Genomic DNA, 20325 nt, shown 5'->3' on the forward strand with positions numbered 1-20325 from the left:
TATTCTGGCAGCACTCGTGTGCAAATGGTTTTTTTACAGGCTCATTGCCAGGACGCGGCTGATTTCCGTCAGAGATCGCCCGGACTGTTCCATCCATGTGTTGAATGCCGCTTGAACCGAGGCCATGGCCTTTTTCGATGTCGGCGGCTTATCGACCACGCCCTCGGCCACCAGCCGTGCGGTCACATCCTGTGACAGGATGAAACTGTCACGCCCCGCAAATCGCATTGCATATTGCGCCGATGCGCCACCCAGACGCGACCCTCGCTTGCTCAGCATGTTCAGCAAACCGACATAGTCATCCGAAGGCCACCCTCCCAGAATCTTTCCGATGCCACCTTCTTGGCGCAGTTCCAGCAAAAAGGCAGCATTGTCGCGGACCGTGGCGATCTTGGTGCCATTGCGCACGATTCGAGTGTCCTGCAGCAGAGCATCGAACTTTTCGTCATCCATAAAGGCGCAGCGTCCAATGTCGAACCCGTCAAAAGCGGTTTCGAACCCGTCCCATTTGTTTTCGATGACCTTCCAGTTAAACCCGGCCTGAAAGATGCATTTCGTGATAATCGACAGCCAGCGATCTTCGGGCATTTCAGCCAGTTCCGCAGGGCTTTTGGGTTTGGAAAGCTTGTTGCTCAGGGCATCTGTCCCGCCGTGACGGCTGGCGGCTATGGCGAAAATCTCGTCGAAATGGCGCATCTGCAGAATCCTCCAAACCTAGCGTCGCGTTTTGCGGTCGGTGTTGCAAGGTGGCCCGGGACACATGCCTGCCAAGGTAAAAAAACATCCCAAGCCCAAAAGAAATGCTCGACAAAGTGGGTGATTCTAGTTTGTGATTGACTCGTCAATCAATATCCGCACCGCAATGCTGGGGAAATGCAGTGGGCGCGGGCGCCTAGCATGATGCTGAAAGAGGGGAAACACTTGGGCAAAGGGGCGAGTTATTCCGTGCCGCGCCGAACTGTCTGCTTCCCTTCTTCGCCAGTTTTTGTGCATGTTGCGACATGGATTTGTCACATGACAAGCCGACTGGCGCGTAACAGCGCGCCGGACCGGGCAAAACGAATATTGCAGGGAGAAAATCAATGAAAAAACTGAGTGTAAGCCTGATGGCGCTGACCGTTGCAGGCTCTGCCTATGCCGCCGAGATGGGGGCCGTGGATCAGCCGATCAAACTGGCGATCAACGAATGGACTGGCCAGCACGTGACCACCCATGTCGCGGGTGAGATGCTGAAAGCTGCCGGATACAATGTGGAATATGTGACCGCAGGCATGATGAATCAGTTCCAGGCGCTGGCCGATGGTGACATCGACGCGACCCTGGAAATCTGGTCGTCCAACGTATCGGATGAATATGCCAAGAAGATTGACGAAGGCACCGTCGTTGAAATCGGCGATCTGGGCCTCGACGCCAAAGAAGGCATCGCCTATCCCGCGCATGTGGCTGATCTGTGTCCCGGCCTGCCCGCATGGGAAGCGCTGAAGGACTGCGCGCAGGTATTTGCGACGGCCGAAACGCTGCCCGGGGGCCGTCTGGTCGATTACCCGGCTGATTGGGGTACGCCCGGCGCTGACCGTATGGTGGGCCTGGATCTGCCGTTCAAAGCGGTTCCCGCAGGTTCCGAGGGGGCTTTGATAGCCGAGCTTCGGGCCTCGACCGAGCGCAACTCGCCGCTGCTGATCACCTTCTGGCAGCCGCATTGGGCCATGTCGGCCTATGATGTGCAATTCGTCGAACTGCCAGCCGGGGAAGACGCCTGTTTCACCGATCCCGCTTGGGGCCCGAACCCGAACGCTGTGAACGATTGCGATTTCTCGCCGTCGCGCATCTTCAAGGCGGGTTGGAGCGGCATGGAAGACAAATGGCCCGCAGCCTATGAAATCCTGACCAACTATCAGCTGGCGGTCGAAGATCAGCAGCCGATGATGGGTGCGATCGACGTTGATGGTGGTTCCGTCGAAGAGGTCGTCGCCGCTTGGATGGCTGAAAACGAAGGCAAATGGCGCCCTGTTGTCGACGCGGCAACGCAGTGAGCTGACATCAGTGACTGACGTAAATTCGCCAGCCATCGCCTGCCAGAATCTCTGGCAGGTGTTTGGCCCCGGCGCTGACAAAGCCCTGACCGACGCGCTGTCTCGGTCAGGGAATGACGCTAACAAAGCCGCTGCCGATCTGCGGGAAAACGGGTTCATCCCCGCCGTTCAGGATGCCAATTTCGAGGTCAAGGAGGGCGAGCTGTTTGTGATCATGGGCCTGTCCGGATCGGGCAAGTCCACTTTGATCCGCTGTATCTCGCAGCTTTTGTCGGGCACGGGTGGCGAAATCCGTGTGGATGGCGAGAACGTCATCGGCGCGTCAAAGAAAGCCATGACCGAGCTGCGCCGCAAAAAGCTGGGCATGGTATTTCAGCATTTCGGCCTGTTCCCGCATATGACCGTTGCCGAAAACGTCGCCTATCCGCTGCGTGTTCAGGGTGTTAGCCGCAAAGAGCGGCAGGCCCGTGCGCAGGAGGTGATCTCGTTGGTCGGTCTGGAGGGGCGCGAAGACAGCTTCCCGCGTCAGCTTTCGGGTGGTCAGCGGCAGCGTGTCGGGATTGCCCGGTCTCTGGCCGTGAACCCCGATATCTGGTTTTTGGACGAACCATTCTCGGCCCTCGATCCCTTGATCCGCCGTCAGTTGCAGGATGAATTCCTGCGCATTCAGGCGACGTTGCAGAAATCCATCGTCTTCATCACCCACGATATTCAAGAGGCGCTGAAACTGGCCGACCGGATTGCCATCATGCGCGACGGCAAGATAGTCCAGATCGGTACACCCACCGATATCGTACTGCGCCCGGTGGATGATTACGTGCGAGAGTTTTCAAAGGATGTCGCCAAGGGTCAGCATGCCAAGGTCGCATCGGTCATGCGCCAAGACGGAGAGCGGGGACCAGATGACCCTGGCCTGACAACCTCGATGACATTGGACGCTGCATTGGCGCATTGCATGGAGTTATATGAACCGGTGCCCGTCAGGGATGCCGATGGTAACATCGTCGGAACGGTTCATCCGTCCGATCTGGCCGCCGCCCTGCAGGTTGATGAAACATGACTGTAGCGACGGAAGTTTCTGTGCCGCAGGCGCGCCTGAGCATTGGCGCGCGCGCCGCACTGATCACAGTGATCGTCGGTGCGTTGTGTCTGGCGCTGGAAGGCGTCGCGCCCTGGCTGGTCAAATGGCCCGCAGGCTGGGAACTGCCTGCAACGCAATGGGTCGGCACGTTTCTGGACTGGTTCCTGAACGGGATCAAACCGGTGGCGCGGCTGTTTTCCGATCTCATGGCCTATCCCATGAACTGGGCCAACTTTGTTCTCGGCAATACGCCATGGCCCATCCTGATCGGTCTGGTGACTGCGCTGGGTTGGTATCTGGGCGGCTTGCCGATGGCGGCGCTGGGCTTTGTGGGCCTTAGCTTTGTGTTGGCATCGGGCTATTGGGCCGAAAGTATGAACACCCTAGCGTTAGTGGCCGTTTCCGTGCCGGTTGCGCTGATCATGGGCGGAGCTATCGGTATCCTTGCCAACGAAGTTCCGCGCGTGAAGTCATTTGTGCAGGCCGTGCTGGACGTGATGCAGACCGTGCCGACATTCGCTTATCTGACGCCGCTGCTGCTGCTGTTTGGTTTCGGTCCTGTGGTTGGGCTGATCGCCTCGGCCATCTATGCGGCCCCTCCGATGGCGCGCAACGTGATGTTGGGGCTGGAGCGGGTCGAACCGGAAATCAAAGAGGCTGCCATCATGTCCGGCGGCACGCGGTTTCAACAGCTGTTTCAGGTCGAGATCCCGGCTGCAGCCACGCAGATCATGGTCGGTGTGAACCAGTGCCTAATGGCTGCGCTGTCGATGGTTATCATCGCAGCCGTCATTGGCGGCTTCAACGATATCGGTTGGGAGGTTCTTCTGACCATGCGCAAGGCACAGTTCGGCGAAGCCTTGATGGCCGGTCTGGTGATCGTGGTCTTTGCCGTCGTCATCGACCGGATGAGCGGGACGCTGGCGACCGAACGTAAACGCTATGACCAGCGTGTCGCCTGGGCAGTAATTGGCGTTGCCGTGCTGTTCACCGCTGCCTTTTGGACCAGGCTGCCGAACCCGTCCGAACTGACCATTCTCGACCCGCTGGCCGGGGTGATTGACGGCGGGCTGACGGCGTTTACCCAGGCTAATGGGCCGTGGCTTGACGCGCTCAAGAACAACTCTTTGTTCTATGTGCTGCTGCCGCTTCGGATTGGTTTGGACCAGGCCGTGCTGCCGTTCACATGGGGTTTTCAGTGGACGCCCGTGATGAGCTATGGCCTGTTCGCCGCCGCCGCAGCGATTGCTGTGCTAATGGCATGGCGCGGACACCTGACCGGCGGGCTTGTGATGCTGATCCTGATCGGGATGCTGGAAACCGGCATTGCCAATCTGCCCTGGCCTTTCGTTCTGACTGCCGCCGCCGCGTTGGGGTGGGTGGCAGGGGGCTGGCGATTGGCGGCGCTTTCGGTCGGATTGCTCTGTACCATTCTTGTCTCGGGCCTGTGGGAACGCGCGCTGTTATCGCTGTATCTGAGCGGTGCTGCGGTGTTTTCTTGTGCCGTAGTCGGTGGTGTGATTGGTCTTGCCAGTGCGGTCTGGTTGCCTGTTTGGAAGGTGGTCCGCCCCGTCTGTGACATGTTGCAGACGATCCCACTGTTCGTGTTCCTGATTCCTGTGCTGATGGTGTTTCAGATCGGCGAGTTTTCGGCCTTTCTGGCAATCTGCGCCTATGCCGTTGTTCCGATGATCCGCTACACACGGCACGGGCTGGTCAACACACCGGATGAGATGATGGAGGCCGCCATCTCTAGTGGCGCGACCGAGTGGCAGATCATGCGTGACGTGCGCGCTCCTTATGCTGCGCCGACTATCTTACTGGGTCTGAACCAGACCATCCTTTACGCCTTTGCCATGCTGGTGATCGCTGCGCTGATCGGAACCACCGGTCTGGGCCAGTCGATCTACCTGGCGCTGGGCCAGGCGGATGTGGGGTTGGGGATTTCAGCAGGGGCGGCGATGGCTATCCTTGCGCTGATAGCTGACCGCATCGTGCAGGGCTTTGCCGAGGAACGTCGCAAGGCGCTGGGCCTGTAAACATCGGCAGAAAGGCGGAACAACCGCCTCTCTGCCTCATTTGATTTCGGGCAAGGACGTTCCGGCGCCGGTGATTAAACCTGGCGCAAATGATCGGAGACTACCATGGCAGGCTGGCCCCTATTCTTTGCTGCACTGATAGCGTTTCTGGCGACCCATGCGATACCAGCGCGCCCCGCTGTGCGCGATCGTCTGATCACTACGTTCGGACGGCGCGGGTATTTCGTGGCTTATTCCATCTTGTCTCTGCTGGTTCTGGGTTGGTTGATCATCGCTGCAGCGCAAGCCCCGTATGTCGAGGTGATCCCACCCATTTGGATATTCCGCTGGATTCCCGTTCTGATGATGCCCGTTGTGTGCTGGCTCGCGGTTGCGGGCTTGACGATCCAGAACCCGTTTTCATTTGGTGGCCTGGGCCAGCGCCCGTTCGATCCGGAAAAGCCCGGCATTCTGCGCACCACGCGCCACCCGGTTTTGGTGGCGCTGTTGGTGTGGGCTGTCGCTCATCTGCTGGCCAATGGTAGCCTGTCCCACGTGATTTTGTTCGGTTTGTTTGCGGTATTTGCTGCGATGGGGCTGCCGCTGATTGATCGACGCAAGTCCCGTCAGATGGGTGCTGAATGGGGTCGGCTATCGCGCAACACTGCAAGGTTTTCTTTGCGTGCGCCACGCCCTTGGCCGCCTGTTTGGATCGGGTTTGTAGCGCTGGCGGCATTTGCAATCCTGCTTCACCTACACGAACCGGTGATCGGATTGTCTCCGCTGCCATAAGCTGAGTGGTGGTCGGGGCGGGTCGTGCGTGCTATTTGATGTTTCGAATTGTTGCGACAAGGGGATTTGCATGTACCTCGCCTATGTTACGACCACCGACCGCGGTGCAACCGACCGTCTGCTGAGCGCGGCTGCGGATCGCCTTTTGGCCGCAGATGCGCAGTTGGCGGGTGTGGTGCAAACCAACACCGAATGCGCCGACAGCAGCAAGTGCGACATGGACGTCCGTATCCTGCCCGAGGGCGAGACCATCCGGATTTCGCAGTCTTTGGGTACTCAGTCGCGCGGCTGCCGTCTGGACCCTGCGGCACTTGAGCGGGCAGTTGGATATGTGACGGCATCGCTGGCAGAGAATCCCCATTTGCTGATCGTTAACAAGTTCGGCAAGCACGAGGCGGATGGGCGCGGTTTTCGCCCGGTCATCGCTGAAGCACTGGCGCAGGACATTCCGGTTCTTGTCGGGGTGAACGGTTTGAACACGGCCAAATTCGAAGAATTTACGGGCGGCGGTGCCGAGCAGATTGAGCCCGACCTTGAGGCGATCTTGGCCTGGTTTGACCGGGTCACTGCGCAACGTGAAGCTGCCGCCTGACAGAACGGTCATAAGGCGGGGCCATTGGTCCTGCCAATTTCTACATGGTGCTGTGTGATCAGCCATCCATCACCCGCGCTGGCAAAGCTTGCTGGATGTCTGGAAGAAAATGGTGGGCGACCCTGGAATCGAACCAGGCGTGCGTCTCCGCGAGGGAGTTACAGTCCCCTGCCACACCTTGCGGCCTGTCGCCCACTGTCAGGCGTTGCACCTGACGTGGAGGCGTGATTACTAGCGCTCTAAAGGAGCGTCAACAGGAAAATACTGCTTTGACGCAGGAAACCGAATTCGCGGCCCGGAGGCCAAAGAAATGAAGAAACCCAAGTGGGTCGTCGAAAAAGAACAGGCGCGCAAAGCTGCTGCATCCGAAACTGTTTGGCTGTTTGGTCTGCACGCGGTGCGGGATGCGCTTATGAACCCAAACCGCACTAAATTGCACCTGATTGTGACGCGGAATGCGCGGGACAAGCTGGTGGAAGCCATTGAATTTGCAGGCATTGAGCCCGAGATGGTTGATCCACGCAAATTTTCCGCTCCGATCGACCCGGGGTCGGTTCATCAGGGCGCGGCCCTTGAGGTTAAGCCTTTGGAATGGGGTGGTCTGGCGGAAAACTGCATCGGGCGCGAACATCCGCGCGTCATTTTGTTAGACCGCGTAACCGACCCCCATAATGTCGGAGCGATTCTACGGTCAGCTGAGGTTCTTGGAGCCAGCGCTGTTGTCGGTATGCGCCATCACGCGGCGCCGGAAACTGGCGCGCTGGCCAAGACCGCCAGCGGCGCACTGGAACGTCAACCCTATCTGCGGGTGCGTAACCTGGCTGATGCCATTGTCGAGTTGCAGGGAATGGGGTTTCTGGTCCTAGGACTGGACGGAGAGGCGGACGACACGATCGAGGCCGCCTTGGGAGGTAACCCGGACCAGCCAGTGGCATTGGTGTTAGGCGCAGAGGGACCGGGCCTGAGGCAAAAAACCAAAGAAACAGTCGACAAGTTGGTCAAAATTGACGCTGTGGGCGGGTTTGGTTCTCTCAATGTCTCAAATGCGGCGGCGATTGCCCTATATGCTTCTAGGCAAAGATAACGACAGGAGAACGCCATTTCCACGCCATCCAAAATTGCGACCTGCTGTTACTGTGGGACCCGGGCAGCGCTTGTTCTAAAAGGCACGCAGCGCCAAGAGCTCAGTTGTTCAAGCTGCGGTGCCCCGCTGCATAACCTCAAGATGATGCCAAAGCGCAAACTGGAAGATGCCAAGGCGAACCGTCAAACAGCCAAGCAGGATCGTCCCTACAAGAGCAAAAAGAAGAAGAAAAAAGGCGTTTTCTCACGGGTGCTGGATGAAGCCTGGGATGTGATCGAGGACATTTTCGACTAAAGGCTGGCGTTGACGGTTCGAATGTTCACAAGCGCGTTAAAAGGGGTTTCAGTTGCGATAATAAATTGCATCTTGATACCCTGAGTTTCTATTTGTGATCCGATGACCATGAACAGACGTTTCCTTTTTGGCGCGATTGCCGCCTGTGTGATTGCTCTTCCTGCGTTTGCGCAGGATCTGCCCGTCTTCTATCGGACGGACGGTGCAGCTATGGCCGGATATGATGCGGTGTCCTATTTCAATGGCGAAACGCCTGTTCGGGGTCAGCCTGAATATGCGGTTATGTGGAAAGGCGCCGAATGGCACTTTGCCACCGCTGAGAATCGGGACGCGTTTGAGATGAATCCGCGTGCCTATGCACCTCAGTTCGGCGGATACTGCGCCTTCGCAATGGCGCAAGGAGAGCTTGTCAGCACCGATCCGACTATTTGGCAGGTGATTGACGGTCGGCTATATCTGACCCACTCGCCAGAAATCGAGCGCATCTGGCAACGCGATACCGCAGCTTATATCCGCGAGGCCGAGGCGCATTGGCCAAGCGTTCTGTATGAATAACAGGGCGGCGGTCGTTTTTTTCTGATCTGTCATCACAAAATTGCGCGCTACCTCTTTTTTTCTCTGAACTCATGCTTAAATGTCACAGTGACCGCGGAACGGAACTGCCGCGGGTCATTTCACTGTCCCTCGTTCCAACAACTGGCGCTCAGGTATTCCTGGGCGCTTTTTTCTTTTGGAAAGGGCGACTAGGGTGCACAAATGACTGAATATTCCGATGAATTCCTGACCCGGATTCTAAAGCGTACCAAAACCATTGCGGTGGCGGGCGTGTCGATGAATCCGGTGCGACCCAGCTATTATGTGGCGCGGTATTTGTCGCTTAAGGGATACAAAGTGATCCCTGTTAACCCCGGCCATGCGGGCAAGATGCTGTTTGGCCAGACAATCCGTGCGTCGCTATCCGAGATTTCCGAACCGGTAGACATGGTCGATATCTTTCGCCGATCCGAAGCTGTACCACCCATAGTGGACGCGGCGCTGGAGGCGTTTCCCAATCTGCGCACAATCTGGATGCAGATTGGAATAGAACATGCCCCGGCTGCGGCTACAGCGCAGGTGCGCGGGGTGGATGTCGTGATGAACCGCTGCCCGAAGATCGAATATCAGCGTTTGTTTGGCGAATTGCGCATGGGTGGTTTTGCCACCGGAATGATTTCGTCGAAACTCTGAGCGGTTATTCACCGAGATATGGTTGCAGTTCGCCGAATTGTTCCAAACGCCGCTTTTCCAGAACCACTTCGCGCGGAACCCAGTCATAGCGCGTGTCTTGTGGTAAGGGCGTCCAGTACAGCACGCCGCCATAGCGCCAGGGGTCCAGCACAACACCGTCATACATTGTCTCGCCTTTGCGACTGATGATTGCAGTGCTGTGGTCGATCCGGAACGGGTTGTCGGCATTAGCGATGGCGCGGTGCATTTCCAGCGTCCGGAAGTTTTCTTGATCCAGCCGCCGTTCGATATCCTCGGCCCAGTGCCAACACAGTCCGCGCGGCTTCAGGCCCTTGTTGACTTTGGCATTGTGGATCAGTGGCGGGTCGGTGATCTGATATTCCTGGGCCAGTTGATCGGTGTAGGCATAGGCAATGCGCGCGGCGCGGTTGGCCTCTTCAGGGTCGATGTCAGGCCCGAGGTTGCGGATTTCAGACGCCAGGCGCTGAACTTCATCACTGGTGGACGGCGGGGCAATTGCGCAGGACCCCAGAACGGCTAGCGCCAGTCCAAATACCAAAGCTCTGATCATCTGCGCGCCCTTTGACCTGCGAACCTGTCAGGATCAGAATAAAGGATCGACAACACCTGCGTCACCCCTTGGGTCGCGCGGCCTTTTCCGCGATGCCGCTGGTGCCCTGACGCCGGACCAGTTCGGCCAACACATCATCCAGCGCCACATCGCGCGCGGCCAGCATGACCAGCAGGTGATACAGTACATCCGCCGCCTCTGAGGTCAGCTTGGCCTGGTCGCCCTTGACCGCCTCAATGATGGCCTCAACCGCCTCTTCGCCGAATTTCTCGGCGCATTTCTCGGGGCCCTTGGCCAACAGCTTGGCGGTCCAGCTGCCTTCAGGATCCGTCCCTTTGCGGGCCTCAATCGTTTGGGCCAGGTCGTGCAGAATGCTCATGTCAGCCTCATCGGGATGCCAGCGGCAGCCATGTGTTCCTTGGCCTCGCGGATGGTGAATTCGCCGAAGTGAAAGATCGATGCGGCAAGGACAGCGCTGGCACCGCCTTCGGTGACGCCTTCGACCAGATGATCCAGAGTTCCAACCCCGCCCGAGGCGATCACTGGTACATTCACAGCATCCGAAATGGCGCGTGTCAGCGGCAAGTTGAACCCGGCTTTGGTACCATCGCGATCCATCGAAGTCAGCAGAATCTCACCCGCGCCCTTGGCGACGACGGTTTTGGCGAACTCAACCGCGTCGATGCCGGTGGGCTTGCGTCCGCCATGAGTGAAAATTTCCCACTTGCCGGGACTGACGGTCTTGGCGTCGATGGCACAGACGATGCACTGGCTGCCGAATTGATCGGCGGCTTGGGCGATCACATCCGGGTTTGCCACTGCCGCCGAGTTGAAGCTGACCTTGTCTGCACCGGCCAGCAACAGAGCGCGCACGTCTTCCTTGGTCCGCACGCCGCCGCCAACGGTCAGGGGTACAAAGCACTGTTCCGCTGTGCGCTGCACCACATCGAACATGGTCCCCCGGTTTTCATGGGTGGCATGGATGTCCAGAAAGCAAATCTCGTCAGCGCCTGCCGCGTCATAGGCCTTGGCGGATTCCACCGGGTCACCCGCATCGCGCAAGCCAACAAAGTTAACACCTTTGACAACGCGGCCATCGGCGACATCCAGACAGGGTATGATACGGGTTTTCAGCATCTCTCGTCCTTTGTTGGCGCACCTCTAACGGCAAAGCCCCGCCGATGCCAGACTTGTGATTGTCACAACTCTGGAACCTGTGAAAACTGTCCCCAATTCATCAGGAGATCAATGAGATGCGTAGACTCTTTTTAGCAACCACTTTCATTTTCGCAGGAGCAGCTGCCGCAATGGCTGACGATATCATCAAGATGAAGACCGACAAATCGGTGACCCAGGCGCTGGACGCGCTTGAGGCGGCGATTGGCAACGCGGGTGCAACGGTTTTTGCGCGGATCGACCACGCCGCCGGAGCTGAAAAGGTCGGAACGCCTATCCCGCCCAATCAGGTGCTGATTTTCGGCAATCCTGCGCTAGGTACGCCTGCAATGCAGATCGACCCGCGTGCCGGACTGTTCCTGCCGCTCAAGGTGCAAGCGTATGAAGATGCCGACGGTCAGGTTTGGCTGATCTATGAAGATCCAAAAGAGACGATGGATGAGTTCGACGCGGTCGAAAACTCTCCCATCATCGAGAAAATGCGCGGGGCGCTGGCAAAGCTGACTGCGGCTGCCGCGCAGTAAATCAGGTCAGGGCGCGAATGGCCTCTGCCAGGTCAATCGCGCCGTCATACAGCGCCCGGCCGGAAATCGCGCCGTTCAATTCCACACCGCAATCACGCAGAGCAATCAGATCATCCAATGAGCTGACGCCGCCTGACGCGATCACCGGGATCGATACGGCACGGGCCAAGTCCGCGGTGGCCTCAATGTTAGGGCCCTGCATCGCGCCATCGCGGTTGATATCGGTATAGATGATTGCAGCAACGCCAGCGTCTTCGAAGCTGCGCGCCAGATCAGTGACCTGTACATTCGTCTCTTCAGCCCAGCCTTTGGTCGCGACCATGCCGTTGCGGGCATCAATGCCAACGGCAACTTTGCCGGGAAAGGCTTTGGCCGCCTCGCGCACCAGATCCGGGTTCTCAACCGCGATTGTGCCCAGAATCACTCGGGCCAGACCTTTGTCGATCCAGGTTTCAATGGTGACCATGTCGCGGATACCGCCACCAAGCTGGGCGGGAACGTTGCATTCCTTCAGAATTGCCTCGACTGGGGCGGCGTTGACCGGCTCACCGGCAAATGCACCGTTCAGGTCAACCAGATGTAGCCATTCGCACCCCGCGTCGACAAAGGCACGGGCCTGGGCGGCGGGGTCTTCATTGAACACGGTCGCTTTGTCCATTTCTCCGCGCAGCAGGCGCACGGCCTGTCCGTCTTTGAGGTCGATGGCAGGATAGAGGATCATGTTGTCAGGCCTTGAATCGCTGTTTTCCCGGCGGGATATCGCACAGGCAGGGCAGGGGATGCAACGCGACGCAAAGTCAATCTTGCCCCACGTCCACCAGCGCGCCAGACTGCTGGTCAAATAGGGAGGATTTTATGAAGAAAACAGCTTTTGCAGCAGCCTTGGGGCTGGCATCTCTGATTTCGGGAGCGGCGATGGCCGACCCGGTTGACGGTCTTTGGAAAACCCAGCCCGGAGACTCCGGCGGGTATCTGCATGTTTCGATCGCCGAATGCGGCAGCGCGATTTGCGGTACCATCGATACCGCTTTTGACAAAGACGGGAATGAACAGTTGGAATATGAAAACCTCGGCAAGCAGATCATCTGGGATATGGTGCCCGATGGCGACGGCACCTATGGCGGGGGCAAGATCTGGGCTCCGGACAGAGACAAGACCTACAGCTCGAAAATGACCTTGGACAGCCAGAACAAGCTGACCGTCAAAGGTTGTGTTGCGGGTGGATTGGTGTGTCGCGGGCAGGACTGGACACGGGTTCAGTAACCGCTCAGGGCGTCCAGGTCAGGAAATTCCCGATCATGCGCAGGCCCACATCCTGGCTTTTCTCAGGATGGAACTGCATCCCGACCATAGTGTCACGGCCAATTACGGCCGTGACGTCCTGACCGTAATCCACATAGGCCAGACGCTGTGCCGGATCGCTGACCCGGAAATGGTATGAGTGGACGAAATAGGCGTGATCGCCTGATGTGACCCCGGCAAAGACAGGGTGTTCGCTTTCCAACACCAGATCGTTCCAACCCATATGCGGCACTTTCAGCGACCGGTCTGACGGCGCAATCTGCACCACATCCCCAGCAATCCAGTCCAACCCATCGGTGTCAGTGTACTCATGACCTTTCGAGGCCATCAGCTGCATACCGACGCAGATACCCAGAAATGGGCGGGCTTTCTGCTCGACCGCTTCGACCATCGCGTCATAGATACCCTTGTGCCCGCGCAGCTCGGCCGCGCAGGCAGGGAAAGCGCCGTCGCCGGGCAGCACCAGCCGGTCGGCGCGCGCCACGACATCCGCGTCGGATGTGACCACGACCTCGCCGGCGTCCAGTTCCCGCGCCATGCGCTGAAACGCCTTTTCAGCGGAATGCAGATTGCCGCTTTCATAGTCGATAATGGCGGTGAGCATTTACAACGCGCCCTTGGTCGACGGAATCGCATCTGCTTTGCGCGCATCGGTCTCAACCGCGTCGCGCAATGCGCGCGCGACAGCTTTGAACGCCGCTTCTGCGATGTGGTGGCTGTTGAACCCGTGCAACTGGTCGATATGCAGCGTGATGCCGCCATGAGTGGCCAGCGCCTGAAAGAACTCGCGCACCAGTTCAGTGTCGAAGGTGCCTATCTTGGGTGTCTGCAGGTCTACGTTCCAGATCAGAAACGGTCGCCCTGACAGATCCAGCGCACAGCGCACCTGTGCATCGTCCATCGGCAGGTGACATTCGCCATACCGCCGGATGCCCTTTTTGTCGCCCAAGGCCTGTGTCAACGCTTGCCCCAGTGCGATTCCGGTATCCTCGACCGTGTGGTGGTCGTCGATGTGGTAATCGCCCTTGGCGCGGATCGTCATGTCGATCAGAGAATGGCGCGCTAACTGATCCAGCATGTGGTCAAAGAAACCGACGCCGGTCTGATTGTCATACTGGCCAGTCCCATCCAGATTGACCTCGACCGTGATCTCGGTTTCGGCGGTCTGACGGCTGATCTTTGCGCTGCGCATGGGCGAATTCCTTTTACTACAGGCGTGCTTATAGACGGGGTAGGGCGGGTTGATCCAGACCATCCGTCGCAATCGCCGCAAACTGTTGCAGGGGATTGCGCCCGGGCGCAGCCCATGTCAGCCTGCGGCCAACTCAACCAACAAGGCCCGGCCCATGTCCACCTGTGTTTTCATCCAGATCCGCTGCAAACCCGGCACCACTTACAAGGTGGCTGAAGAGATCGCGTTGCGCGAAATCCACTCGGAGCTCTACTCTACCAGCGGCGAATATGACCTGCTGCTGAAGCTTTACATCCCCGAGGCCGAGGATGTGGGACATTTCATCAATGAAAATCTGCTGGTGATCTCGGGTATAGAACGCTCGCTGACCACAATGACGTTCAAGGCCTTCTAGCCCTGCTCAAACGTTGTCACTCGGAAGATTCGGTCCGGGTCGTGATCGGAGTACTTCGGCGCGGTGTCAAAGACGTTCTTATGCGCCGTCCGCGCGGCCAATGTGAAGGTGGCTTTGTTCGGTTGCGGCATATGAACATATACGCGGGTCATGCTTTTTCAGCAGGCCGCGCCATAAGAAAACAGCGTTGAGTGAGAGGGTTTGTATCTGGAGCGGGCGAGGCGATTCGAACGCCCGACCCTAACCTTGGCAAGGTTATGCTCTACCCCTGAGCTACGCCCGCATCAGATACATATTTGGTCCGGAGACCTCTCAATGGAGCGGGCGAGGCGATTCGAACGCCCGACCCTAACCTTGGCAAGGTTATGCTCTACCCCTGAGCTACGCCCGCGCCGTTGAGTGAGGCGTGAAGTATTAATTCTGGCGGAAAGCTGCAAGGGGAAAAACGCGACTTTTGCAAAAAATCTTCTCGTGCGGAGGAAATCCAGACAGACTTGACCTCGCGTAGCAGCAGCCCGGTTCAACTGGACCGGTCGAGATTCCGCGTTAAGCTTTGCCCAGAGCTTAGGAATATTAATAGACGGAGCCACCCATGCTGACAATTACACCGGTTTATGCGGCATTAGCCGCCTTTTTGTATCTGGCGCTGAGCCTTCGGGTCATTGGCCACCGACGGGGCGAAAAGGTTTCCTACGGGGATGGTGGCAAGGGGCAAATGATCAAGGCGATCCGAACTCATGGCAATTTCGCGGAATACGCGCCGTTTGCGCTGTTATTGATGGCGATGGTTGAATTGCAGGGCGCCAGCGGGTTGCTGTTGAACCTGTTGGGATTGGCCTTGCTGGGTGGTCGCCTGCTTCATGCATATGGGTTTGGCAGGTCTCCGCAGATCGTTATCCTCAGGCAAATCGGAATGCTGCTGACATTTGGTTCAATCTTCGTAGCTGCAATAGCCAATATTGTGCTGGCGGTGTGAGCGCGGTGGGTCGCACACGCCGAAAAAAGCCACCATTTTACCCAAATTCAATTATTAACTAACTGTCAACGTTAACTCAGGTGCTTGATTTTGTGGTATCTGCTGCCACTGCTCAAGAAGGACAGGTGAATAATATGAAACGGTTCTTGTTACTTTCGCGTGTAGTTGCGACCTCATTTCTGCTGCTTGGCGCTGTAAGCTTTGTGGCAGTTGTTGCCGTACCTGATATGGCCATCGCCAAAAATGGTGGCGGCAAAGGTAATGGCGGTGGCAAAGGCAATGGTGGTGGAAATGGGAACGGCGCGGATAAGTCTGGCGACAAGTCCTCACAGGTGAAAGGTGGCAAGTCCTTGGGTAAAAAGGGGACTGGCAAAGGGTTGCTCGCCAGTCTTGGCCTGAAAAAGCAAAAAACTGCCAAAACGGGCGCTACGACTCAAAAGAAAAACGGGCTGGTCGCTTCGATTGGTAATCTGGTCAAGGGCAATAAGAAACCTGCCAAGATGACCAAAGTTACCACTGCTGTCGTTGATGAGGAGCCGGTTCACCCCAACAAGCACGGCAAAATTGCATCGGAGCTTAAAGGTCTGAACGCAGCCCATGCCAGCCAAACGGCTCTTATGAATGCGTCTCCGAACAGTATGCCAGGAAAACTGTACTCTTATCAGCAGAGCATTCTTGGTCATACCGATGCGGCGACAGATCTGCAGGATAAGAACGACGAACTGGAAGACCTGCAGGAACTGACCGCAGAAGAGATCGAAGAGGCCTATGAGCCGACCGAAGACGAGCTTGCCGAGGGCATCACCGCTCAGGACAAGTACGACGACGCGGTCGAAGAGGCTGCGCTGGCTGTAGAGGAGGCCGAGACAAACCTGGCCGGATCTTCTGACCCGCAAGAGGCTCTGGATACTCTGACCGGCGGTCGCGAGTTGTCTGACGACGCCCTGAACGAGCTGCACGACCTGCTGGGTCTGCCGGCGCTTGCGGATTATGATGTTTCTGGTGATGAAACAGAAAAGGCATTGGTCGAAGATGAGGTTGAAGAAGAAACCGTAGACGGATGAACCTTAACCCAATGAAATGGAAAAGGCGCGCCTCAGAGGCGCGCCTTTTTTGCTATTCCAGCTCGATCAGCAGGTCCTTGGCGTCAATTTGGCCGCCTGGCTGAACGTGGATGGCTTTGACTACGGCGTCCCTTTCGGCGTGAATGCCAGTCTCCATCTTCATGGCCTCGATGGTCAAAAGCATATCGCCTTCTTTGACCTCTTGTCCCGAAGTAACCGCAACGGTTGCCACGACACCCGGCATCGGTGCGCCGATATGTGCGAGGTTGCCGATTTCCGCTTTGGGTCGGGCCTGCGTGGTTGATGTCACCAGACGGTTTGGCACCCGGATCACACGGGGCTGACCGTTCAGTTCAAAGAACACTTTGACCTCACCATTTTCATCGGTTTCACCGATGGCCTGACAGCGAATCTCCAGAGTCTTGCCGGGATCGATTTCCGCGGCGATCTCCTCGCCGGGCTCCATTCCATAGAAGAATGTGCGCGTGGGCAGGGTGCGGACGGGGCCATAGATCCGATGGCGACCCATGTAATCAAGGAACACCTTGGGATACATCAGGTATCCGTTCAGATCCTCGTCGTCGACCTCTTTGCCGTCCAGTTGTTTGGAAAGCTCGGCGCGCGTTTCCTCCAGATCGACCGGGGGTACGTCTTTGCCGGGGCGGTCAGTGTTGGGGCTTTCGCCCTTAAGCGCCTTGCTGATGATCGCATCAGGGAACCCGCCCGGAGGCTGCCCCAGATTGCCGCGCATCATGTCGATGACCGAATCCGGGAAGGCCACGTCCGAGTCCGGGTTTTCAACATCGGCGCGCGTCAGCCCTTGGCTGACCATCATCAGCGCCATGTCGCCAACCACTTTTGACGAAGGCGTGACTTTGACGATATCGCCGAACATCTGGTTCACGTCCGCATACATCTGCGCCACTTCATGCCAACGCTCTTCCAGGCCAAGGCTGCGCGCCTGAGCCTTGAGGTTAGTGAACTGGCCACCGGGCATCTCGTGCAGATATACCTCGGATGCAGGGGCCTGCAGGCTAGATTCAAAGGCCGCATACTGGCCTCGGACCACCTCGAAATAGTCGCTGATTTCGCGGATGGCCTTGATGTCCAGACCGGTGTCGCGTTCCGTATGGCGCAGCGCTTCGACCACAGTGCCCAATGTCGCCTGAGAAGTGTTGCCACTGAAGCTGTCCATCGCGCAATCCACTGCGTCCACACCCGCCTCGGAGGCGGCCAGAATGGTGGCGCTGGCGATACCGGCAGTGTCGTGCGTGTGGAAGTGGATTGGCAACCCGACCTCTTCTTTCAGCGCACGGATCAAAATCTTGGCCGAGGCTGGTTTCAGCAGGCCGGCCATGTCTTTCAGGCCCAGAATATGAGCCCCGGCATCGCGCAGCTCTTTCGCCATGCCAACATAGTATTTTAGGTCATATTTGGCACGGTTCGGGTCCAGAATATCGCCAGTATAGCAAACGGTGCCTTCACAGATTTTACCGTTCTCGACCACCGCATCCATCGCGACACGCATATTTTCGACCCAGTTGAGAGAGTCGAAGACGCGGAACACGTCGATATTTTCTGACGCCTGACGAACGAATTCCTGCACCACGTTGTCGGGGTAATTGGTGTATCCAACCCCGTTTGCGCCGCGCAAAAGCATCTGGGTCATCAGGTTCGGCATCACCTCGCGCAGGTCACGCAGACGTTGCCACGGACATTCCTGCAAGAACCGATAAGCCACATCGAAAGTGGCGCCGCCCCAGCATTCGACGCTGAACAGCTGCGGCAGGTTGGCCGCATAGCTCGGGGCCACTTTGATCATGTCGATCGACCGCATCCGCGTCGCCAGCAGCGACTGGTGCCCGTCGCGCATCGTGGTGTCGGTGATCAGCAACTGGCGCTGAGCCTTCATCCAATCGGCCACCGCCTGCGGGCCCTTTTGTTCTAGCAGATTGCGGGTGCCCATCTGCGGTTCACTTTTCAGAGCCGGGGCCTTGGCCTCTTTCAGATCGGTACGCGGTTCGGGACGATCCTTGGTTTCGGGATGCCCATTCACCGTGATATCCGCAATATAGGTCAGAACCTTGGTGCCCCTGTCACGGCGTCGTTTAAAGGTGAACAGCTCGGGCGTCGTGTCGATGAACTTGGTGGTGTATTCATTCGACAGGAAGGTCGGGTGTTTCAGCAGGTTGATGACAAAGTCGATATTGGTGCTGACGCCACGAATACGGAACTCGCGCAACGCTCGGTCCATTCGCGAAATCGCGGCCTGTGGCGTCGGGGCCCAGGCCGTGACCTTGGTCAGCAGCGAGTCGTAGTACCGCGTGATTACACCACCCGCATAGGCCGTGCCGCCATCCAGGCGAATACCCATGCCAGTAGCCGAGCGGTATGCGGTGATGCGACCGTAGTCGGGAATGAAGTTGTTCTGCGGGTCTTCGGTTGTGATCCGGGTCTGAAGGGCATGACCGTTCAGGTGCACATCCGCTTGGCTGGCGGCGCCGGTGGCTTCGGCCAACGATTTACCCTCGGCGATCAGGATCTGTGCCTGCACAATGTCGATACCTGTGACTTCCTCGGTGACGGTATGTTCCACCTGAACGCGCGGGTTCACCTCGATGAAGTAGAACTTGCTGGTTTCCATATCCATCAGGAACTCGACGGTGCCTGCGCATTCATAATTTACATGGGCGCAAATCTTGCGGCCCAGTTCGCAGATTTCCGCGCGTTGTTCTTCGCTGAGATACGGGGCAGGCGCGCGTTCCACGACTTTCTGATTACGGCGCTGGACCGAGCAGTCGCGCTCATACAGATGGTAAATTTCGCCATGTTTGTCGCCCAGAATCTGCACTTCGACATGGCGGGCGCGGATAATCATCTTTTCCAGATAGCCCTCGCCATTGCCAAAGGCAGCCTCGGCTTCGCGGCGGCCTTCCAGGACTTTTTCTTCCAGTTCGTCCTCGGATTCGATTGGGCGCATGCCGCGGCCACCTCCGCCCCAGGATGCTTTGAGCATCAGGGGATATCCGATCTCTTTGGCTTGTGACCGGATCGCGTCCATATCGTCGCCCAGCACTTCGGTCGCTGGGATCACCGGAACTCCGGCGGCGATGGCCACGCGGCGGGCGCTGGCCTTGTCGCCCAATGCGCGCATGGTTTCGGCCTTTGGTCCAATGAAGGTGATCCCGTTCTGGACGCAGGCATCCACGAAATCTGGGTTTTCCGACAACAAGCCATAGCCCGGGTGGATGGCATCCGCACCACATTCCTTGGCCACGCGAATAATCTCGTCAATGCTGAGGTAAGCGGCAACCGGCCCCATCCCCTCGCCGATGCGATAGGCCTCGTCCGCCTTGAAACGGTGCAAGCCAAGCTTGTCCTCTTCCGCATATACGGCGACTGTGCGTTTGCCCATCTCATTCGCTGCGCGCATCACGCGAATGGCAATCTCGCCGCGGTTGGCGATCAGGATCTTGTCGAAATGTGTCATATCAGGTCCCGGTCCTGTTTGTTTGGCGAACTTCTAGGCGAACAATACGCGCAGGTATATCGGTGATTTGGGTAGAACCGGCATGTTAACGCTCGCAAACGCCTCCTGTTGGTGAATGCTTGATAGCCTTGCTGCGCTGCGGCATCAAGACTGGTGAATTGCGGCGTGATTTGGTGTGTTCATTAAGGACTTTTTGACCACGGTCGGCAGGTGCTTTGCCGAGTTTCGACACATTAGGCAAGTTGCGCGCATGGTCGTGCCGGGTGCCGAGCCGATTGACTTCAAGAACGTTGGGAATGAAAGGCCTGACCGTGTCCGGTTATCGTGGATGTGTAGCCCCGAGAGGTTTTGGGCAGATCGTTTGCGTGCTGCTTGCCTCAAATCATTGCGTTACTTCTTTATCCGATCCTCTGAAAGATCACCGACCGTTTAAGAGTCTAGGCTCCAGACTCATTGATTTACAGCCAGAATAGGACTGTAGCAGCGAGAGCGATGGCCGAGAGGAATACCTTTGG

The 20325-nt window shown here is 57.6% G+C and carries 23 protein-coding genes and 3 tRNA genes; 14 read left to right on the forward strand and 12 right to left on the reverse strand.

Features of this window, described 5'->3' with window-relative positions; translation table 11 throughout:
• Positions 1-33 precede the first annotated feature (33 nt).
• Positions 34-696, reverse strand: coding sequence for a DNA-3-methyladenine glycosylase I (locus AC2FGB_RS09620; RefSeq protein ID WP_496693817.1), 663 nt, complete (start codon positions 694-696; stop codon positions 34-36).
• Between the two features lie 386 nt (positions 697-1082).
• Between AC2FGB_RS09620 and AC2FGB_RS09625 the strand changes: the two genes are divergently transcribed.
• The 5 genes from AC2FGB_RS09625 to AC2FGB_RS09645 all read left to right on the forward strand — a co-directional run bounded on the left by AC2FGB_RS09625 (position 1083) and on the right by AC2FGB_RS09645 (position 6516).
• Positions 1083-2033, forward strand: a complete 951-nt coding sequence (locus AC2FGB_RS09625; RefSeq protein ID WP_142636848.1) for an ABC transporter substrate-binding protein — start codon at positions 1083-1085, stop codon at positions 2031-2033.
• 10 nt (positions 2034-2043) lie between these two features.
• A complete protein-coding gene (locus AC2FGB_RS09630) occupies positions 2044-3093 on the forward strand; it encodes a quaternary amine ABC transporter ATP-binding protein (RefSeq protein WP_496693816.1) in 1050 nt (349 codons plus the stop codon).
• Positions 3090-5153: an ABC transporter permease gene (locus tag AC2FGB_RS09635; protein WP_496677739.1), complete on the forward strand. Its 2064-nt coding sequence runs from the start codon at positions 3090-3092 to the stop codon at positions 5151-5153. The genes AC2FGB_RS09630 and AC2FGB_RS09635 overlap by 4 nt, the downstream gene beginning before the upstream one ends.
• A 105-nt stretch (positions 5154-5258) precedes the next feature.
• Positions 5259-5924: an NnrU family protein gene (locus tag AC2FGB_RS09640; RefSeq protein ID WP_142636854.1), complete on the forward strand. Its 666-nt coding sequence runs from the start codon at positions 5259-5261 to the stop codon at positions 5922-5924.
• Positions 5925-5994: 70 nt separating this feature from the next.
• Positions 5995-6516 carry a DUF2478 domain-containing protein gene (locus AC2FGB_RS09645; protein WP_496693815.1) on the forward strand — a complete coding sequence of 174 codons (522 nt, stop codon included), beginning with the start codon at positions 5995-5997 and terminating at the stop codon, positions 6514-6516.
• Positions 6517-6626: 110 nt separating this feature from the next.
• On the opposite strand, the gene AC2FGB_RS09650 is transcribed toward AC2FGB_RS09645, so the two are convergent.
• A tRNA-Tyr gene (locus tag AC2FGB_RS09650) sits at positions 6627-6710 on the reverse strand.
• Between the two features lie 116 nt (positions 6711-6826).
• On the opposite strand from AC2FGB_RS09650, the gene rlmB reads away from it, so the two are divergent.
• The 4 genes from rlmB to AC2FGB_RS09670 all read left to right on the forward strand — a co-directional run bounded on the left by rlmB (position 6827) and on the right by AC2FGB_RS09670 (position 9121).
• Positions 6827-7600, forward strand: a complete 774-nt coding sequence (gene rlmB, locus AC2FGB_RS09655; protein WP_496693814.1) for a 23S rRNA (guanosine(2251)-2'-O)-methyltransferase RlmB — start codon at positions 6827-6829, stop codon at positions 7598-7600.
• A gap of 15 nt (positions 7601-7615) precedes the next feature.
• Entirely contained in the window at positions 7616-7894 is a 279-nt protein-coding gene (locus tag AC2FGB_RS09660; RefSeq protein WP_496689706.1) for a hypothetical protein, read from the forward strand.
• A gap of 108 nt (positions 7895-8002) precedes the next feature.
• Entirely contained in the window at positions 8003-8449 is a 447-nt protein-coding gene (locus AC2FGB_RS09665; RefSeq protein ID WP_271949503.1) for a YHS domain-containing (seleno)protein, read from the forward strand.
• Between the two features lie 201 nt (positions 8450-8650).
• On the forward strand, positions 8651-9121 hold the full coding sequence (locus tag AC2FGB_RS09670; RefSeq protein WP_496693813.1) for a CoA-binding protein: 471 nt from the start codon (positions 8651-8653) through the stop codon (positions 9119-9121).
• 4 nt (positions 9122-9125) lie between these two features.
• Here AC2FGB_RS09670 and AC2FGB_RS09675 read toward each other — a convergent pair whose 3' ends face one another.
• The 3 genes from AC2FGB_RS09675 to hisF all read right to left on the reverse strand — a co-directional run bounded on the left by AC2FGB_RS09675 (position 9126) and on the right by hisF (position 10829).
• Positions 9126-9692, reverse strand: a complete 567-nt coding sequence (locus AC2FGB_RS09675) for a hypothetical protein (protein ID WP_496689696.1) — start codon at positions 9690-9692, stop codon at positions 9126-9128.
• A 61-nt stretch (positions 9693-9753) separates the two neighbouring features.
• Positions 9754-10071 (reverse strand): phosphoribosyl-ATP diphosphatase, encoded by a 318-nt coding sequence (locus AC2FGB_RS09680; protein ID WP_496689697.1) that lies wholly within the window; start codon positions 10069-10071, stop codon positions 9754-9756.
• The gene (gene hisF / locus AC2FGB_RS09685; RefSeq protein ID WP_271949509.1) at positions 10068-10829 is read right to left on the reverse strand and encodes an imidazole glycerol phosphate synthase subunit HisF; all 762 of its coding nucleotides are present in this window, start codon (positions 10827-10829) and stop codon (positions 10068-10070) included. Before hisF ends, AC2FGB_RS09680 begins: the two co-directional genes overlap by 4 nt.
• A 170-nt stretch (positions 10830-10999) precedes the next feature.
• On the opposite strand from hisF, the gene AC2FGB_RS09690 reads away from it, so the two are divergent.
• A complete protein-coding gene (locus AC2FGB_RS09690) occupies positions 11000-11392 on the forward strand; it encodes a DUF302 domain-containing protein (protein ID WP_496693812.1) in 393 nt (130 codons plus the stop codon).
• Between the two features lies 1 nt (position 11393).
• Here AC2FGB_RS09690 and hisA read toward each other — a convergent pair whose 3' ends face one another.
• Positions 11394-12113 carry a 1-(5-phosphoribosyl)-5-[(5-phosphoribosylamino)methylideneamino]imidazole-4-carboxamide isomerase gene (hisA, locus tag AC2FGB_RS09695; RefSeq protein WP_496693811.1) on the reverse strand — a complete coding sequence of 240 codons (720 nt, stop codon included), beginning with the start codon at positions 12111-12113 and terminating at the stop codon, positions 11394-11396.
• A 134-nt stretch (positions 12114-12247) separates the two neighbouring features.
• Here hisA and AC2FGB_RS09700 point away from each other — a divergent pair, with 134 nt between their 5' ends.
• Positions 12248-12655, forward strand: coding sequence for a DUF2147 domain-containing protein (locus AC2FGB_RS09700; RefSeq protein WP_496693810.1), 408 nt, complete (start codon positions 12248-12250; stop codon positions 12653-12655).
• Positions 12656-12659: 4 nt separating this feature from the next.
• Here AC2FGB_RS09700 and hisH read toward each other — a convergent pair whose 3' ends face one another.
• Both hisH and hisB read right to left on the reverse strand, forming a co-directional pair.
• A complete protein-coding gene (hisH, locus tag AC2FGB_RS09705; protein ID WP_496690913.1) occupies positions 12660-13298 on the reverse strand; it encodes an imidazole glycerol phosphate synthase subunit HisH in 639 nt (212 codons plus the stop codon).
• Positions 13299-13886, reverse strand: coding sequence for an imidazoleglycerol-phosphate dehydratase HisB (hisB, locus tag AC2FGB_RS09710; protein WP_496693809.1), 588 nt, complete (start codon positions 13884-13886; stop codon positions 13299-13301).
• 154 nt (positions 13887-14040) lie between these two features.
• Between hisB and AC2FGB_RS09715 the strand changes: the two genes are divergently transcribed.
• Positions 14041-14280: an Lrp/AsnC family transcriptional regulator gene (locus AC2FGB_RS09715; protein WP_142636899.1), complete on the forward strand. Its 240-nt coding sequence runs from the start codon at positions 14041-14043 to the stop codon at positions 14278-14280.
• Here AC2FGB_RS09715 and AC2FGB_RS09720 read toward each other — a convergent pair.
• From AC2FGB_RS09720 to AC2FGB_RS09730, 3 genes are all read right to left on the reverse strand, one after another.
• Positions 14277-14432: a hypothetical protein gene (locus tag AC2FGB_RS09720; protein WP_185956685.1), complete on the reverse strand. Its 156-nt coding sequence runs from the start codon at positions 14430-14432 to the stop codon at positions 14277-14279. The genes AC2FGB_RS09715 and AC2FGB_RS09720 overlap by 4 nt on opposite strands.
• Before the next feature lie 56 nt (positions 14433-14488).
• Positions 14489-14563, reverse strand: a tRNA-Gly gene (locus AC2FGB_RS09725).
• 33 nt (positions 14564-14596) lie between these two features.
• Positions 14597-14671: transfer RNA gene (locus AC2FGB_RS09730), tRNA-Gly, on the reverse strand.
• A 201-nt stretch (positions 14672-14872) separates the two neighbouring features.
• Here AC2FGB_RS09730 and AC2FGB_RS09735 point away from each other — a divergent pair.
• Both AC2FGB_RS09735 and AC2FGB_RS09740 read left to right on the forward strand, forming a co-directional pair.
• Entirely contained in the window at positions 14873-15256 is a 384-nt protein-coding gene (locus tag AC2FGB_RS09735) for an MAPEG family protein (protein WP_142636882.1), read from the forward strand.
• Positions 15257-15390: 134 nt separating this feature from the next.
• Positions 15391-16320, forward strand: coding sequence for a hypothetical protein (locus tag AC2FGB_RS09740; RefSeq protein WP_496791775.1), 930 nt, complete (start codon positions 15391-15393; stop codon positions 16318-16320).
• Positions 16321-16372: 52 nt separating this feature from the next.
• Here the strand turns inward: AC2FGB_RS09740 and AC2FGB_RS09745 are convergent, their stop codons facing one another.
• Complete coding sequence (locus tag AC2FGB_RS09745) at positions 16373-19810, reverse strand: pyruvate carboxylase (RefSeq protein ID WP_496706549.1); 3438 nt, start codon at positions 19808-19810, stop codon at positions 16373-16375.
• Positions 19811-20325 lie beyond the last annotated feature (515 nt).

The sequence above is a fragment of the Ruegeria sp. CDSC021 genome, assembly GCF_059610845.1.